At 42.3% G+C, this 17,694-nt stretch carries 14 protein-coding genes; all 14 read left to right on the top strand.

The features are described from left to right. Window positions 1–159 precede the first annotated feature (159 nt). The 14 genes from NBH15_RS22660 to NBH15_RS22590 all read left to right on the top strand — a co-directional run bounded on the left by NBH15_RS22660 (window position 160) and on the right by NBH15_RS22590 (window position 17,032). Window positions 160–3,369, top strand: a complete 3,210-nt coding sequence (locus NBH15_RS22660; RefSeq protein ID WP_250823616.1) for a SusC/RagA family TonB-linked outer membrane protein — start codon at window positions 160–162, stop codon at window positions 3,367–3,369. 13 nt (window positions 3,370–3,382) lie between these two features. Further along, the gene (locus tag NBH15_RS22655; RefSeq protein WP_250823615.1) at window positions 3,383–5,143 is read left to right on the top strand and encodes a RagB/SusD family nutrient uptake outer membrane protein; all 1,761 of its coding nucleotides are present in this window, start codon (window positions 3,383–3,385) and stop codon (window positions 5,141–5,143) included. Window positions 5,144–5,171: 28 nt separating this feature from the next. Beyond that, window positions 5,172–7,934, top strand: a complete 2,763-nt coding sequence (locus NBH15_RS22650; RefSeq protein ID WP_250823614.1) for a SusC/RagA family TonB-linked outer membrane protein — start codon at window positions 5,172–5,174, stop codon at window positions 7,932–7,934. 11 nt (window positions 7,935–7,945) lie between these two features. Next, window positions 7,946–9,586 carry a RagB/SusD family nutrient uptake outer membrane protein gene (locus NBH15_RS22645; protein WP_128133370.1) on the top strand — a complete coding sequence of 547 codons (1,641 nt, stop codon included), beginning with the start codon at window positions 7,946–7,948 and terminating at the stop codon, window positions 9,584–9,586. A 90-nt stretch (window positions 9,587–9,676) separates the two neighbouring features. After that, on the top strand, window positions 9,677–11,134 hold the full coding sequence (locus tag NBH15_RS22640) for a right-handed parallel beta-helix repeat-containing protein (protein ID WP_250823613.1): 1,458 nt from the start codon (window positions 9,677–9,679) through the stop codon (window positions 11,132–11,134). Window positions 11,135–11,581: 447 nt separating this feature from the next. Then, window positions 11,582–11,965 carry a hypothetical protein gene (locus NBH15_RS22630; RefSeq protein WP_009860409.1) on the top strand — a complete coding sequence of 128 codons (384 nt, stop codon included), beginning with the start codon at window positions 11,582–11,584 and terminating at the stop codon, window positions 11,963–11,965. A gap of 1 nt (window position 11,966) precedes the next feature. Continuing rightward, window positions 11,967–12,389, top strand: coding sequence for a PH domain-containing protein (locus tag NBH15_RS22625; RefSeq protein WP_250823612.1), 423 nt, complete (start codon window positions 11,967–11,969; stop codon window positions 12,387–12,389). Next, on the top strand, window positions 12,386–12,772 hold the full coding sequence (locus NBH15_RS22620; protein ID WP_250823611.1) for a hypothetical protein: 387 nt from the start codon (window positions 12,386–12,388) through the stop codon (window positions 12,770–12,772). The genes NBH15_RS22625 and NBH15_RS22620 overlap by 4 nt, the downstream gene beginning before the upstream one ends. Window positions 12,773–12,782: 10 nt before the next feature. Continuing rightward, entirely contained in the window at window positions 12,783–14,132 is a 1,350-nt protein-coding gene (lpdA, locus tag NBH15_RS22615) for a dihydrolipoyl dehydrogenase (RefSeq protein WP_250823610.1), read from the top strand. A gap of 37 nt (window positions 14,133–14,169) precedes the next feature. Beyond that, on the top strand, window positions 14,170–14,898 hold the full coding sequence (locus NBH15_RS22610; protein ID WP_186957869.1) for a DUF4271 domain-containing protein: 729 nt from the start codon (window positions 14,170–14,172) through the stop codon (window positions 14,896–14,898). Next, the gene (locus tag NBH15_RS22605) at window positions 14,895–15,662 is read left to right on the top strand and encodes a uroporphyrinogen-III synthase (RefSeq protein ID WP_044215119.1); all 768 of its coding nucleotides are present in this window, start codon (window positions 14,895–14,897) and stop codon (window positions 15,660–15,662) included. The genes NBH15_RS22610 and NBH15_RS22605 overlap by 4 nt, the downstream gene beginning before the upstream one ends. Next, window positions 15,652–16,038 carry a ribonuclease P protein component gene (rnpA, locus tag NBH15_RS22600; protein ID WP_046145890.1) on the top strand — a complete coding sequence of 129 codons (387 nt, stop codon included), beginning with the start codon at window positions 15,652–15,654 and terminating at the stop codon, window positions 16,036–16,038. Before NBH15_RS22605 ends, rnpA begins: the two co-directional genes overlap by 11 nt. Next, window positions 16,038–16,259 (top strand): membrane protein insertion efficiency factor YidD, encoded by a 222-nt coding sequence (yidD, locus tag NBH15_RS22595; protein ID WP_009860402.1) that lies wholly within the window; start codon window positions 16,038–16,040, stop codon window positions 16,257–16,259. The genes rnpA and yidD overlap by 1 nt, the downstream gene beginning before the upstream one ends. An 83-nt stretch (window positions 16,260–16,342) precedes the next feature. Then, window positions 16,343–17,032, top strand: coding sequence for a TatD family hydrolase (locus NBH15_RS22590; protein ID WP_250823609.1), 690 nt, complete (start codon window positions 16,343–16,345; stop codon window positions 17,030–17,032). Window positions 17,033–17,694 lie beyond the last annotated feature (662 nt).

The raw sequence follows: 17,694 nt of genomic DNA, 5'->3' as shown, positions 1-17,694 counted from the left end.
CTTGAAAGCAGACTATACATTTGTCAGCATATCTTAAATTTAAAATCAGATGAAAAAAAATGTAATTATTATGCAGAAAGGACCGCCTCCGGATAATAAACGGACTCTTAGAAAAATGATTGGTGATTTTGACTTTAAACTAAAAATACGATTAAACTTATGAATCAAGTACAGGCTAAGTATAAGCTGGTAGGTAGTCCCCTTCAAAAGGTCGGCGTACTGTTGCTGCTTATTTTGTTTATACGACCAGATGTACAGGCTGAGGCTAACAGTCCAGCTCTTGCTTCCGGTCCGGATAGTAATGTTCCGTCTATAACCCAGCAAAGAGAACAGAAAAAGCTGGTGAAGGGAACAGTCAGTGACGACACTGGCGAATTGATGATAGGAGCCACGATTTCTATCAAAGGAACGACTCAGGGAGTTCTTTCTGATATAAATGGAAATTATGAAATTGAATGTACGGATAATGATATTCTTCAGGTCTCTTATCTGGGTTATACGCCTCAGGATATAAAAGTCGGTAACCGGAAAGTCATCAATGTTGTTTTGGCTTCCGACAATGTTCAGCTGGAAGAGGTACAGATCATCGCTTATGGAACTCAGAAGAAGTTGACTGTGACCGGCTCTGTTTCTTCGATAGACACAAAGGATTTGTTGAAATCGCCCACGTCCAGTATCGGTAATATGCTGGCCGGCTCTGTTTCGGGTATTTCAACCGTTCAGTATAGCGGACAACCCGGTGCTGAGGACCCGGAAATATTTGTCAGAGGTATTGCTTCTTTGGATGGCGCCCGCTCACAACCATTGATTCTGGTGGATGGGGTGGAACGTTCTTTCTTCCGCATGGACCCTAATGAAATAGAGAATATTACTGTTTTGAAGGATGCTTCGGCAACGGCCGTATTCGGTGTACGGGGTGCGAATGGAGTTATCCTGGTAACGACACGTAGAGGAAAAGAAGGACGTACGGAAATATCGCTGTCTTCTTCGGTCGGTATCAGTGAAGCGATGCGTGTTCCGGAAATGATGGGGAGTTATGACCATGCCAAATATTTCAATGAGATGCAATTGAGCGACAATCCAAATTTAGGTCCCAACGATTTGAGATTCTCGCCTTATGTATTGGATATGTTCCGGACGAATGCCGATCCGATCATGTTCCCGAATACGAACTGGGAAGATTTGATGTTTAAGAAAGCATCTTTACAAACACAGCATAACCTGAATATTTCGGGGGGAACGAAAGATGTGAAGTTTTTTATTTCCCTGGGTTATCTGTATCAGGATGGTTTGCTGAAGAGATTTTATGAAAGTTATAATCCGAACTATAAAAACAACCGTTATAATTATCGGGCGAATCTCGACATTAACGTAACTAAGAGCACTACTTTGAAATTGGGGTTGGGCGGACGTCTGGAAACAAAGAAAGATCCTAAGTTCGGCGAACAAAACAATTTATGGATGGAGATTCTCCGTGTGCAACCATTCTCCAGTCCGGGCTTTGTAGATGAAAATCTGGTTCAGATTAAAAACCGTTATATCCCGATGACAATGCGTAACCTGTTCTCCATGTATTATGGGAAAGGATATACAGAGGCTTCGCAAAATACGATGAATCTGGATATGGATTTAACGCAGAAACTGGATTTTATCACCAAAGGTCTTTCTTTTAATATTAAAGGAGCTTACAATACCTCTTATACGGGAAGTAAATCATGGAATGGCTCGATGGAATCGTATACTCCGGTCTATAAATCCAGTCTGACCGATCCGGGATTGGCCATTGATGATCCTAATTTTGATCATACGATTGTGTATCAACTTGAAGGTACAGCGAGTGCTTTGTCTGCGTCGGAAGACTGGAGTACCAAGACGCGCGACTGGTATGTAGAGGCCAGTTTGCGTTACGACCGTACTTTCGGGGATCATAAAGTCGGCGGCTTGCTTTTGTATAATATGACCAAACAGTATTATCCCAAGGCTAATACGGATATCCCGAAAGGATATTTGGGATTGGTTGGGCGCGTCACTTATGCTTATAAAGATCGTTATCTGGTCGATTTCAATGCCGGTTATAACGGTTCGGAAAACTTTGCACCGGGTAAACGGTACGGATTTTTTCCGGCGGCCTCACTCGGTTGGGTGATATCGGAAGAGAAGTTTATGAAGCAGGTAGATTTTATCAGCTTCCTTAAATTAAGAGCTTCTTATGGTCTGGTTGGTAATGATATATTGAATGAATATAAACGTTTCTTGTATTTGCCGGACTCATATTCTGCCAGTTCGGGCGGATATTATTGGGGAGTGAATACGCCGCAGGCTTATCCGGGTGCATCGGAACTGATTCTGGGAAATCCGGATGTTACCTGGGAGAAGGCTGCCAAACAAAACTACGGCTTGGATATGAACCTGCTGGATCAGCGTTTGAGTTTCTCTCTGGATGTATTTTTTGAGAAACGTAAAGATATTCTTATTCAGCAAAATACAGTTCCGGGATTCGTTGCAGCCGACCTGCCTGCTGTCAATTTGGGCAAAGTGAACAATAAAGGGTATGAAATCTCTTTGGGATGGAACGATAAAATTGGCAGCAAGTTTCGCTACTGGTTGAAAGGAAATATCTCTTTCTCCAGAAATGAGATTGTCTATAAAGATGAAATTCCACAGAATGAACCTTATATGTATGAAACAGGACGTTCTATCGGTTTGAATTACGGATATGTCTTCGACCGTTTCTTCGAGGCAAAAGACTTTAATGAGGATGGTTCGACTATTACCGGAATCCCAGCACAATCGGGAACATTTAAGCCTGGTGATATTTTGTTCAAAGACCTGAATAATGACGGAGTAATCGACGGGGATGATAAAACTTATTTTGGTTATGGAGAAAATCCCGAATATATATTTGGCTTGAATGCCGGATTCGAATATAAAGGTTTTGACTTCTCGATGAATTGGACAGGGGCAACTAACGTTTCCAGACGTTTGGAAGAAGACTTTACCCGTCCGTTCAATACCGGTGACGCTCCCCTGATGAAATGGATGGTTGAGGAACGTTGGACAGAAGAGAAAGGACAATCGGCCCAATTCCCGCGCTTTACCCAAACCAACAGAATGCATAACTCGCAAATGTCGGATTTCTGGGTGAGAGATGCTTCTTATCTGCGTCTGAAGAACCTGGAGGTAGGATATACGTTGAATGCGGATGTGTTGAAGAAAGTCGGTATCCAGAAACTCAGGGTGTTTGCCAATGGGTATAACCTGCTGACATTTGACCATCTGGGATTTATCGACCCGGAATCAAAAATCAGTAATAAGAACAAGTATCCCAATACGCGTATTTACAATTTTGGAGTGAATGTAAATTTCTAATGATACAAATAGTATGAAAAGATTATTAATACCAATATCTATAATAGCCACCTCTTTCTATTTCGGTTCATGTAACGACTTGAAGATAGGCGATGATTTTCTGGAAAAAGCCCCGGGAGCTGATGTTACCCTGGATACGATTTTTGCATCCAAGCAGTATGCCGAACGTGCTTTGGCTGCGGCTTACAGGCATTTGCCCTATGGGGTTATGTACAGTTGGGATGCTGCCGAAGACAAACTGGGAGTAGACTTGCTTGAATCGACAACCGATCTTTGCCAATCTTACCTGGGATGGGGATGTGGTGCGGAACGCCATTATTATAACGGACAATATAATGCTTCGGTTGCCGACACCTATGATGTGATGTATGCTTACACAAAAGAACGTAGTTGGGAAGCTATCCGTAAAGCGTATATTTTCTTGGAAAATGTAGACCGGGTACCGGATATGACGGCAGAGGAAAAGGCCATCCGTAAGGGTGAAGCCAAGATGGTGATAGCAGTACAGTACACTCAAATGATGCGTCATTTTGGTGGCTTGCCTTTGATTGATAAAGCTATTTATCCGGGCGATGACTATAATTATCCGCGTGAAACCATTGAAAAGACGGTCAATTTTATCGTCAACTTGTGTAATGAAGCCGCAGCTGTACTTCCCTGGCAGGTATCGGTGGAAGAAGACGGGCGTTTCACCAAAGCTGCTGCACTCGGATTGAAGGTGCGTGTGCTATTATTTGCAGCCAGTCCTTTATTCAATGACAGCCAGCCTTATCTGGATGGCGAAGCCAGTACGAACCTGATGGTTTGGTATGGAAATAAATCCGATCAACGCTGGCAGGATGTTGTGGATGCCTGTAAAGAATTCGAACAGGCAAACAACTCGGGTTCTTATTACTATCAGTTGGTTGAAACGGGCGATTACCGGCAGGATTTTCAGGATGCATGGTATAAAAGAAGAAACGGTGAAGTGTTGATATCTACACGTGTAGCCTATACTTGTCCGGATATTTGGGATGGAAACTTTTATTTTATGCAGTCGGCCGGTTGGTATGGTTGTAGCTGTCCGACATTGAATTATATCGATATGTTCGGTAATGCCGACGGTACGTCTTTTAATATAGACTGGGATAATATACCGCAGGGCGTCAATCCGTTCGAAGGCAGAGACCCCCGGTTGTATGAGACTCTTGTTATTAACGGCGACAGATGGCAGGGGCGTACAGCTGAAACCTATATCGGTGGGCAAGAACAGAAAACGGAAAATGATACGCGTTGCCGTACCGGTTCTGTTATGCGTAAGTTCCTTCGTGAACATGATTATGCCACTCTGACCGGTTCGGTTATTCACTGGCCTTATTTGCGTCTGGCTGAGATTTATTTGAGTTATGCAGAGGCTTTGAATGAACTCGGACGTACGGGCGAAGCTTATGAGTGGGTAGACAAAGTCCGTGGACGGGTCGGTTTACCGAAGTTGCAGCGTAATCTGTCACAGGAGCAATTCCGTGAAATGGTACTGAATGAACGTGCCGTGGAATTTGGTTTTGAGGAGATCAGATGGTTTGACCTGGTCCGTTGGAAACGTGCGGAAGATTTTACCAAACCTCTGTACGGTGTAAAAACCTGGCGTCAGGCAGACGGTTCTTATAAATATGAAAAATGGCAGTTGGCCGAACGTTACTGGAAGAAGAACTGGTCACCTAAATGGTATTTGTGTGCATTCCCGCCTGAAGAAATTAATAAAGGTTATGGATTGGTCCAGAATCCGGGATGGTAATTCATTTGATAAATCATAAAAGCAGGTTATGAAAATAATAAAAGAAATATATGTAGCTGCATTTTTGTCTGTGTCTGTTTTCTCGTATGCACAGGATACAAAAATGGTAAACCGTGGATTTAATCTGTCTGTTCCCAGTGAAGAAAGTACGGTAGCTGTTTCCACAATATATATGGATGCCTCTAAAACGTCTGATATTAATCCAGCAAATTCCTTGTATGGAAGACTTCCCGGATTGATCAGTCTGCAAGGCTCGACTGTAGCATGGGATAATGATCCGACAATGTATGTGAGAGGTCTTGCCACGATGGGGACAGGAACTCCTTTGGTTCTAATCGACGGTTTTGAACGTCCCCTCAGTTCCTTGTCACAGGATGAGATAGAGAGTGTTACGGTTCTGAAAGATGCTGCATCACAGGCCTTGTATGGTGTACGGGGGGCAAACGGTGTCATTCTGGTGACTACCAAACGCGGTATTTTGGAAGGAATGAAAGTGCATGCTAGCTATCAGTTCGGGATAAATACTCCATTCCGTCTCCCCGATATGGCGGACGGATATACGTATGCATTGGCAATGAACGAAGCTTTACGGATGGACGGACTGTCCGCTTTGTATAGCAACTCTGATCTGGAAGCTTTCCGTACGGGTTCCAACCCGGCACTTTTCCCGAATGTGAACTGGAAGGATGAAGCCTTGAGAAATAAAGGGACGACTCATCAGTTTAATGCTTCTTTTACCGGGGGAGGAAAGAATGTGAGTTATTTTGCCGCAATCAATTACATCGGTGATAACGGTTTTATGAATGAGAACTATTTCAGCCCGGATTATTCCAGTCAGATGTCGTGGGATAAACTGAGTGCCAGGGCGAACCTCGATATTAATGCGACAAAACTCACGCTGGTAAAATTGAACTTGTTGGGTGAATTGTCGCAACATAATCGTCCGGCAACGGAGTATTCGACTTTGTTCCCGATGATTTACGATGTTCCGGCAGCGGCTTTCCCGGTAAAGACGAGTACTGGTGTATGGGGCGGCGATAATGTGCGCAAAAATCCTGTTGCAGAATCGGTGGCTAAAGGTTTTTCCGTTGGAAATGACCGGGCTTTATATGCCGACTTACGGATTATCCAGGACCTGTCGGTTCTTACTTCCGGTTTGAGTGCAGAGCTTGCTATTGCTTATGATAACCGGGCCAGCTATTGGGATAATAAAACAAAGAATTATCTGTATGAAAGTTTGCAGCCGGTCAGGGATAACGGAGGTACTATTATCGATATAACCCGTACACGTTACGGACAGGAAACGGATTTGTCTTTCAGTTCCAGCTTGGGATATCAGAACCGTGTAACAACGTTTGAGGCAAAAGTCAATTACGAAAAAAACTGGCAGGATATGCATCAACTGAATGCTGCGGTCATTTACCATCAGGAAGAAAATTCCCTGAAAGGAATTAATAATACGTATAGACGGCAGAGTTATATAGGAAATGCAAGCTATGCTTATAAAAGCAAGTATCTGGCTGATCTAGTGTTGACTTATTCCGGGTCGAGTGTGTTGGGAAGTTCTGATAAGTATGCATTTTTTCCTGCTATTTCTGCTGGTTGGGTCATTTCTTCCGAAGACTTTATGAAAGAAGTTACAGCGATAGATTATCTGAAAGCAAGAGCTTCGTGGGGTATTACCGGAAGTGATCGCTTTGCTTATGATTATGATAAATATTATTTCAAAACGGGCATCAGTTCCTATTTTTTTGGAGATAATAATAACTCTGTATCCGGTAATGGCGAGTTCCGTTTGCCTAATTTGAAATTGATGCCGGAAACAGCCTATAAGTTTAACTTCGGCATCGATATGGAAGTATTCAAGCGGTTGTCTTTATCAGCGGATGTCTTTTATGAAAAGCGGACGAATATTCTGGTGAACTCATCTGCTATTTACTCTTCCGTGTTGGGAGTCAGCACACCGATTTTGAATGATGGCGAAGTTAAGAACTATGGATTTGAAGCCGGTCTTTCCTGGCGTGACCGTATCGGAGATTTCACCTATATGCTGGCTGGTAATTTCACTTTTGCCCGTAATGAGATTGTAAATATGGACGAAGGATATAAACCGTATGATTACCTGAAAAATACAGGAAACCGGATCGGGCAGTATTATGGTTTGGAGGCAATCGGCTTCTTTCAGGATGAGGCAGATATAGCGGGCAGTCCTGTACAATCTTTTTCCAATGTGGTTCCGGGCGATGTAAAGTATAAAGATCAGAATGGTGATAAGGTGATCGATGATTATGATAAGGTGGCTATCGGTTACAGTACTGTTTTGCCGGAAATTATGTACGGGTTTTCAATTGGATTAGGATATAAGAATGTGAGTTTGAAAGCAGATTTCCAGGGAGTAGCTAACTATACGTTAGTTAGAAATATGTCAAGTATGTACCGTCCTTTGGTCGGTAATAAGAACGTCTCTCAACATTATCTGGAAAATCGCTGGACACCGGAGAATACCAATGCCCGGTATCCGCGTCTGACAACTAAACAGAATGATAATAATTTCAGGGAAAGTTCTATCTGGGCTGAAAACGGCAATTTCCTGAAACTGAGAAATGTGGAGTTGGCCTATACTTTACCTAAATCATGGGTAAACAAGATCAGACTCAGCAATATCAACCTGTTTGCCAGAGGTATGAATCTGTTTTCATTTGACCATGTGAAAGATATGGACCCGGAGCAAATGTATGCTACTTATCCATCTTTCAGATCATATAACATTGGATTAACTCTTGATTTTTAAAAATAGACATTATGAATAAGAAAATATTATCTGCCATATTTGCTTTTGCAGTGTGTATGTCTTCCTGCAATTATCTGGATTATAATGAATCGTCCGGATTTGACAAAGAAGATATGTTCACCTATTTTGAAAGAGCAAAAGGTATGCTTACCACCGTATATTCATATTTACCCGCCGATTTCGGTAATTTTGACGGAGCGACCCGGGCAGCGGCGACCGATGAAGCGGAATATGCTTGGAATACATCGGGCATCATCCGGTATAATAACGGTTCGTGGAGTCCTATCCTGACAATCGATAATGTGTGGGGCACTTACTATACCGCAATCCGTTCTGCTAATATGTTTCTGAATAATTATCAGGAAGACTTTACCAATATTGAATGGAATGATAATTATGAGACTTTGATGCAGCAATATCAGTATTATCCGTATGAAGCTCGTTTTTTACGTGCCTTCTACTATTTCGAGTTGGCCAAACGGTATAAGAACGTCCCGCTGATTACGGAATGCCTGGAACTCGATGAGGCGAATAGCGTGACTCCTTCTGATTTTGATAAAGTGATTGATTTTATTGTCAGTGAATGCGATGAGATCATGGATAAGCTGCCTGTATCCTATAAAGATGTGCCGGGATATGAAACGGGCCGTATCACCCAGGGAGCCGTGATGGCCTTGAAATCAAGAACGTTACTGTATGCAGCCAGCCCTTTATATGCCGGGACGGCTGGTCAGGAAAAATGGATTGCAGCGGCTAAAGCGGCCAAACAACTGATCGATAAGGTTGAATCGGACGGGCGGTATCAACTGGTAGATGAACAAATATGGAATAATCTGGCTTCCAAAGAACTGATTCTGGAAACGCGCAGAGGTAATTCAAATGATTTCGAAAAACTGAATTTCCCTATCGGTTATGAGGGAGGAAACTCCGGAACCTGTCCTACACAAAATTTAGTGGATGCTTTTGAAATGAAGGATGGAAGCCGGTTCGACTGGGGAAACCAGGAACATATCGATAATATGTACAATCCGGAAAAGAGGGATCCCCGCTTGTTTAAGACTGTTCTGACGAATGGCTCTACTTTCAAGAATGCGGCTGTTGAGACTTTTATAGGCGGTAAAAACGGAGCGCCTTTGGATGGTGCGACACCGACAGGCTATTATTTGAAGAAATATGTTGTCGAAACAATCAGTTTGAATCCGAACAATACGACTACCGAGCGTCATGTCTGGGTACTTTTCAGATATGCGGAGATTTTATTGAACTATGCGGAAGCTCTTTATGAGGCCTACGGCAATCCGGACTATACGGATAATACGTTTACGTTATCCCCACGGGCAGCCATCGACAAAGTCAGGGCGCGTGCCGGAATGCCGGGAGTTGCTTCGGATGATTTTCTTGAACGGATCAGGAATGAGCGCCGGGTAGAACTTGCTTTTGAAGACCATCGGTTCTGGGATGTCAGAAGATGGAAAATCGCTCCTCAGACAATGGATATTTATGGGGTGAAGATTGAGAAACAAGACGACGGGTTGATTTATACACGTCAGCTTGTTGATAAGCGCACATGGAGTGACAAGATGTATCTGTATCCTGTATCCAATGAAGAATTGTTTAAAAATCCACTTTTGAAACAAAATCCTGATTGGTAAGAATAAAATGAGCAGAGAAGCCACTCTAAACCTGTTTGCGGTGGCTTCTCTTTATAATACCTCGATTTAGAAACAATAGAACTTTAGAAAATGAAAATGTACACTTTCGTACTGGCATTGTTATTATGTGCCTGTACCTCAACACAGCGAACCTTTTATGTGGATAGCATAACCGGAGATGACACGAATAAAGGATCTTCACCGACAGAAGCCTGGAAGAGTCTCGATAAATTGAACAAACAAGTCTTTGAACCGGGTGATAGGATTTTATTTAAATCGGGGACTGAATATGTCGGTCAGTTTGAACCGAAAGGTAGCGGGAGCGAAGGAAAACCGGTGATGGTCGATAAATATGGAGACGGAGGGAAGCCTATCTTGCATGGAGACGGTCAGAAACAACATACGATACTGCTGGAAGGACTTGAGTATTGGGAACTGAATAATCTGGAGGTTACCAATAAAGGGGAAAAACCGGATCCCGGTAGAAATGGTATTATTATTTATGCTTGGGATAAAGGCGATGTGCATCATATCCATTTGAAGAATCTGACTGTCAGGGATGTGAACGGGAGCTGTATAAAGAATGAAGGAGCCGGAAACGGAATTTACTGGCATAACGGGGGAGATGAAGTGCCGACCCGTTTTGTTGATTTACTGATAGAGAACTGCCATATTTACCGTTGCCAACGGAATGGAATAACCGGTAATGGTAATAGTGACCGTGATAAATGGTTTCCCAGTCTGAATGTCGTTATCAGGGGGAACCTGATCGAGCAGGTTCCGGGAGACGGGATTGTTCCTATAGCCTGCGACGGTGCATTGGTAGAACATAATATAGTAAGGGATAGTCCGGATCTTCTGCGGATAGAAGATGCCGCTGCCGGTATCTGGCCCTGGGGTTGTGATAACACGATTATCCAGTTTAATGAGGTAAGCGGACAGAATGCCAAATGGGACGGGCAGGCTTTCGATTCGGATTACAATTGCCGTAATACCGTTATCCAATACAATTTCAGCCATGATAATGCCGGAGGTTTTGTGATGGTGTGTAACGAGGGTAATACTTTGGGTAAACCTTATAATATAGGAACGGAAAATACGATAATCCGTCATAATGTAAGTATCAACGACGGTTTGCGTGCTTATCCGACACGTCCCGGCTGGTTCTCTCCGGTTATACATATTTCCGGACCGGCTAAACAGACCGCTATTGAAGAAAATGTGATTGTTATTATGAAAAAGCCTTCACCGGAGATAGACCGTTCGGTACTTATCATGGATAACTGGGGAGGGCCCTGGCCGGAAAATACGGTGTTCAATAAAAATATTTTTTATGTAATAAACGATGATCTGGAATATAAGTTCATAACAGGTGGTAGTAAAGCCACTCAGTTTGATGGAAATGTCTTTTACGGTAATTTTATAAATAAACCGGATGATCGGAATGCTATCGAAAAAGAACCGGATTTTACTTCCGGATTTCCTTTTCATGAGAATTTCCCTGACTACTTGAGGGAGAAAGTGATTAAAAGGTTAAAACAACAATAGGGAGTGTTGTTTAAAAGAGAGTGTGTCAAAATCTTGTTTTGTCATGGCGGTCCCGGATCAAGTCCGCCATGACAAAAACTGGGCGTCAAAGGATCTCCAATGTAACAAATTTCTCTGTCTGAAACCTTCTCCGATAAATTCGCAACGACGCTCACGGCGTATATTATATAAGGTTTGTTTCTTGCAAATGCTTGTATTACAGCGGATTGTTTTTTTTCTTTTGGGATACTCCTTCTAATGTGATCATATAGGGAAGAGATTATGTGCAGGCCTCTATCGGATAAGTTCTAAGCTAAAATACACTATGAAGATAATTAGAGCATCAGTGAGGTAAATGTCTTTTTGTTATTCATGCTTTTTCATGCAATAATATTGAAGGCCAATAAACTTTTTAATGTGAGCAAAAATTCGTAATATTGCTTATTACTAACTTTAATACATAAGGTTATGGAAAAGAAGACGTTTGGAAAGAGAATAGTGACCCCGAAGCATGTTGCGATAGCGGTCAGCATAGTAATCCTGTTTGGATTGTTCTATTTGAACCAGATACAGTTGATTGCTTATATTTTGATACTGATTTTCATTATACCGGTATTTTATCCTTATAAGATCGATAAAGGTTATCTGACGCAAGGTAATTTTGTGGCGATCCCTATCAAGGATATAGAGAAGTTATTTGTAAAAGAGTCTGGTAGTGTCGTGATTTATTACACTAAACCTTATAAAGACAAGGAGTACACCAACACGGTCTATCCGGTCGATACCGAAGGATTTGTGGCTGCTTTACAACAAGTAAATGAAGAAATGACTATCTTGCGCGAAAATTCGTAAAATGGATAGAGTCTTTAAATCTAAGATCGGCTGGTGGTATCATTTATTGATCATTGTGCTGGCAGTATTGTGTGTAATATCTGTGTTACATCAGAATGTAGCGGCTATTGTTACATCGTTGGTTGCCAGCGCATTGGCGTTGCATGTGTTTTTTAATACCTATTATGTGATTACGGCAGACGGAATGTTGCTGCTCCGTTGCGGCTTCTTTCCTAAAAAAGAGATTGCTATCGCTGATATAGAGGCGTTACAACCTTCCATTCTGCCTGTATTTAGTTATTCCTTATCGTTGGACAGAATCGTTATCTGGAAAGAAGGAAAAATGTGGATGTTGATATCTCCGCAAAACGAGAAAGAGTTTGTAAAGCTGCTGAAGAAGATTAATCCGGATATTCAGATCAAGAGTAATGAAGGATTGTTATGAAAGCAACTTTTAAGAGAGATTATAGTTATTGGCCAGCTTGGTTGCCTATTACTGTCTATTTTCTTGCGGCAATAGGACTTTTTATAGTCATGGGGATAGGCAGCGATAATTATTATCTGTTGATGATGCCTGTCGCTTTTGTTTTTTACTTTGTGGCAATGATTCGAAATCCTTTTCATATAACAGATGATAATAAACTTACTGGAAACGGATTCATAGATGTTGGACTGATCACCAGGTTTGAAAGAAAAAATAAGGGCGTAACTGTCTATTATCTTTGGCCAAACGGGAAAGCAGAGCAAAAACGTTTCTTCCCTTTGAAAGATATCGATACTTTTATATCAACTTTATTAGAAATAAATCCAAATATAAAACTTAATTAAATCTGAAAACATGAAATACGACGTTGCTATAATCGGGGGAGGACCTGCCGGTTATACGGCTGCTGAGAGAGCGGCTGCCAGTGGACTATCCACTGTGTTGTTTGAAAAAAATGCGTTGGGAGGAGTCTGCCTCAATGAAGGCTGTGTTCCCACAAAAACATTGCTTTATTCGGCTAAAGTGTATGATACTATTAAACATGCACAGAAATATGCCGTTAAAGCGGAGAATCCTACATTTGATTTTCCTAAAATTATTGCCCGTAAAAATAAGGTGGTGAAAAAGCTGACAGCTGGTATCCGGATGAAAATGACGGAACATGGGGTTGTTGTCGTCAGTGGGGAGGCTGAAATTAAAGGGCGTGCTGCCGACGGAACTATCACTATCGCCTGTGGTGAAGAAACTTATGAGGCAGCCAACCTGTTACTGTGTACCGGCTCTGAAACGGTGATCCCACCGATCCCCGGCCTGGCAGAAACTGAGTACTGGACGAGCCGTGAAGCATTGCAGACAAAAGAGCTTCCCGCATCCCTCGTTATTATCGGTGGCGGCGTGATTGGTATGGAGTTTGCCTCTTTCTTCAATAGCATGGGAACGGAGGTACATGTGGTAGAAATGCTGGACAAAATATTAGGTCCGATGGATAAGGAATTGTCCGATATGCTTCAGGCTGAATATGCAAAAAGAGGTATCAAATTCTATCTGAGTCATAAAGTGACAGCTGTTCATAATGGCGAAGTCACCGTTGAGAAAGACGGGGAGAGCTTTGTCATCAATGGAGAAAAAGTATTGTTAAGCGTTGGCCGCCGTCCGGTAACCAAAGGTTTCGGACTGGAAACGTTGGGTGTCGAGCCTTTCCGGAACGGTATAAAAGTGAATCAATACATGCAGACTTCTTTGCCGAACGTATATGCTTGTGGTGATATCACCGCCTTCTCTTTGCTTGCCCATACCGCTGTAAGTGAGGCGGAAGTCGCCGTGAAACATATTCAGGGAAAAGCCGGTGGCGGAATGAGCTATAAAGCAATACCGGGTGTGGTCTATACAAATCCGGAGATTGCCGGTGTAGGTAAAACTGAAGAAGAATTGCAGGCGGAAGGCATCCCTTATACGGTAAAGAAGTTGCCGATGGCCTTCTCCGGTCGTTTCGTGGCAGAAAATGAGCAAGGAAACGGTGTCTGCAAGCTGATCCTGGCCGAAGATGAAACGGTGATTGGCGCTCATTTGCTGGGAAATCCAGCTTCTGAACTGATCGTGATAGCAGGTCTTGCCATCGAGAAAGGCATGAAAGCCGAAGAACTTAAATCAATCGTATTCCCGCATCCTACTGTCGGAGAGATAATCAAAGAAGCACTTTATTGATTTAAATCTCTATCTTTGCAAAGCTAAATCGCAGCGCATGGATATGTTTGAAGGGTATGTAGGCATTCGTTTATGGGACGGGCAGCTGGTGGATGATGTGATCTTCTCGCTGCTCTTGTCCCTGCTGATTGCCTTTGCTATTATATTTCGCTCTAATTTTCAGCATTTTGTAAAGATGCTGAAAGATGTCGTGTATCTGAAGGAGCGGCAAAACCTGTTTGACGAAACCATCGGTAAAAGTGGTTCTTTCTTCCGTAATTTTATGACTTTTCAGGCTTTGTTTCTTTGCAGTATTGCCTTGTTTGCAATTGCCCGGGCAAGAGGGATGGTCAATCATCTGGAAGAAAAGGAGGTACTCTTTGCCATTCTGATTATTTTTTCGGTATTATTTCTGTTTTACCAGTTCAAACAGTTGAGTTATTATCTGTTAGGCTTTGTCTTTTCGCCCCCCGATAAATATAAATTCTGGAAGAAGAATTATAATGCAATTATGGGATCCTGGGGGATGTTATTATATATTCCGGTCGTATGGTTGATGTTCGTAGGAAGTAAAACATTAGCTCCCGTAATATTGTTTTGTATTTTCTATTTTTTGTGTCGTTTTGTAATAATTTATAAGACAATACGGATATTTCACAAGAATAATGTCGGTTTTTTATATATTAGTTTGTACCTTTGCACCCAAGAAATCCTACCCCTCATATTTTTGTATGAAGGTATGATTTTTTTGTATAACTTTATTGAGACGAGTACTCTATGGCATTGAACATCAAAAAGTTGCTGGTATCACAACCGAAGCCTGCATCCGAGAAGTCACCGTATTTCGACATTGCGGAGAAATATGGGGTCGAGATTGACTTCCGTCCTTTTATCAAAGTAGAAGCTCTTTCTTCCAAAGAGTTTAGACAGCAGAGAATTTCTATTCTGGACTATACGGCAGTAATATTTACCGCCCGTACAGCTATTGACCACTTTTTTCATTTATGTGAAGAACTACGTGTAGCCATTCCGGAAACAATGAAATATTTCTGTATGACAGAAGCTGTTGCAGTTTATCTTCAGAAGTATATCGTGTACAGAAAACGTAAAATCTTTTTTAGCCAGACCGGAAAGCCTGAAGATCTGGTGACTGTTATCGGAAAGCATGCGAAAGAAAAATATCTGGTGCCTGTATCCGATGTGCACAAAGATGATCTGTTGGCTATGTTGGAAGCTAAGAAAATCAACTATACAAAAGCTGTAATGTATAGAACGGTTAGTAACGAATTTGCGAAAGACGAGAAATTCGATTACGATATGTTAGTATTCTTCAGCCCTTCAGGAATCTCTTCATTACTGAAGAACTTCCCGAACTTTAAACAGGAAGATATAAAGATCGGCTGCTTTGGTCCTACGACAGCGAAGGCTGTGAAGGACGCCGGACTCCGGTTGGATGTGGAAGCACCTACTCCCGAGGCTCCGTCGATGACGGCTGCCCTGGATTTGTATCTGAAGAAAGAGTTGGGTGGAAACAAAAAGAATGGAAAATAAAAGGTATACCCTTTCTAAAGAAGAGCGCCTGTCGTGGAAACGTTACATTGACCTGTTATTTGAAAAAGGACAATCGTTTGTGGCGTTTCCACTGCGGGTTGTTTATTTACCGCTGGAGGAAGAGATGTCTGCTCCTGTTTCTATCCTGATCAGCGTCCCCAAGAAGAAATTCAAACGCGCCGTAAAACGGAACCTGATCAAGCGTCAGGTGCGTGAAGCCTACCGGGTGCGTAAATACGATCTGATCGATCCGTTGACAGAAAAAAACAAGCGCATGCTTATTGCTTTCCTCTATCTGGATAAGGAAATCCATCCTTTTACCGATATGGAGAAAGCGATGACAAAAGCAATCAGGATATTGCGCGACAAGGAATAATGAAGAAATTCTTTACAACACTTCTCCTGTTGCCGGTTTATTTCTATAAATATTGTATCTCACCTATGACACCGGCTTCGTGCAGGTACACACCTACTTGTTCCGAATATGCTGTGCAGGCACTGAAAAAACACGGTCCCATAAAAGGTCTTTATCTGGCTGTCAAACGGCTGCTCCGATGCCATCCCTGGGGCGGAAGCGGATATGATCCGGTGCCGTAAATCGTTTTCCTCTTTCTTATTTTACTTCAAAATCTTTGTTTACAAGATATTCTTCCGTCTATTTGTTATATTTGTCGTTCATTATGAATGAATTGAAAAGACAGATAAATACTGTATATTATGATATACATGCTCACTCGGTACAGACTTCTGTGGTGGAGGATGTAGTGGTCTGTTACAATGTAATTGTAGGAAAAGGCACTCTTTCAGATGTATCTTCCGGGCAACCTGTATCTTGCGGTATCCATCCGTGGTATATCCGGGAGGAGGCGGTGGTAGAGCAACTGGCGCGGTTCCGGGAATTGGCCCTGAATGAGCAAGTGATAATGATAGGAGAAGCCGGGCTGGATAAGCAAATATCCATATCGCTTGATATGCAGGTCAAGGTATTTGAAGAACAGATTCGTGTTTCTGAAGAGTTGAAGAAACCCTTGATCATCCATTGCGTCAGGGCGTGGGAAGAGTTGATAGCCATCCGTAAGAAATACGCTCCATCTATGCCCTGGATCATTCACGGCTTCCGTAAAAAGGGAGAGCAGGCTGAGCAATTATTGAAACAAGGCTTTTACCTCTCTTTTGGGGAGCACTTCCAGGAATCGGCTTTGCGCAAAGCCTGGCCGGAACGTTTGTTGATTGAAACAGACGAATCCTCCTGTCCTATACAGGAAATCTATCAGCATATCGCTGCTGCCCTTCAAATATCTGTTGATGAGTTGGGTAATCAGGTTCAACAAACAGTACATCGTTTATGTTCCAGGGCAACCGCATCATAATCTTTTGTCTGTATCGTCTAATAGTTATTCCGACATGTATCCAATGACTTTTCATTTAGAGGTAGGTGTAAACAGACATTGAGAACTCTTCTCCCGTTCATTGGAATAAAATGATCGGATCAATGGGATGAGAGATTATTTTCGCTTCTTATCAAAATTGAGCTATCTAATTATAGACTGGTTGTAACTGGCTCCCCTCTGGAGAGGGGGAAGGGGGTGTGTCATATCTTCACATATATAACTTGTCTTATCACAACCACTTAGCCATTACAGGTTTATTTGCCGTCTGCTTCAGCTGACGGTTTACAAGTTGTTTCTCTCTTTTGGCTTCAGCCACATTTCTCTTAGATATAGACCTGTAAAAAATGTGACTAAAGTCCAGAGAAATAGATTATTTACCAATCCGTCAGCTGAAGCAGACGGCAAATAAACCTGTAACAAGGTCTGTTTTTATTGACTGGCTTAACACCCCCCCCTGCCCCCTCTCCAGAGGGGAGCCAGTTACAACCAGTCGCCATAGCAACACACTAAATAGCTCATATTTCTATAATTGGGAAACAGCTATTCCCGGAATCAAATACAAGAGCGTAAATATAAGCCTGTTTGTTATCTGATTCGCTCTCCTTATGAATTGCATGTTATTGCTTTCAGCTTTCAGATGC

This window comes from Parabacteroides caeci, assembly GCF_023656795.1.
GTDB classification, from domain to species: domain Bacteria; phylum Bacteroidota; class Bacteroidia; order Bacteroidales; family Tannerellaceae; genus Parabacteroides; species Parabacteroides segnis.
The sequence above is the reverse complement of the archived record's forward strand: the minus strand, read 5'-3'. Positions and strand labels throughout refer to the sequence as shown.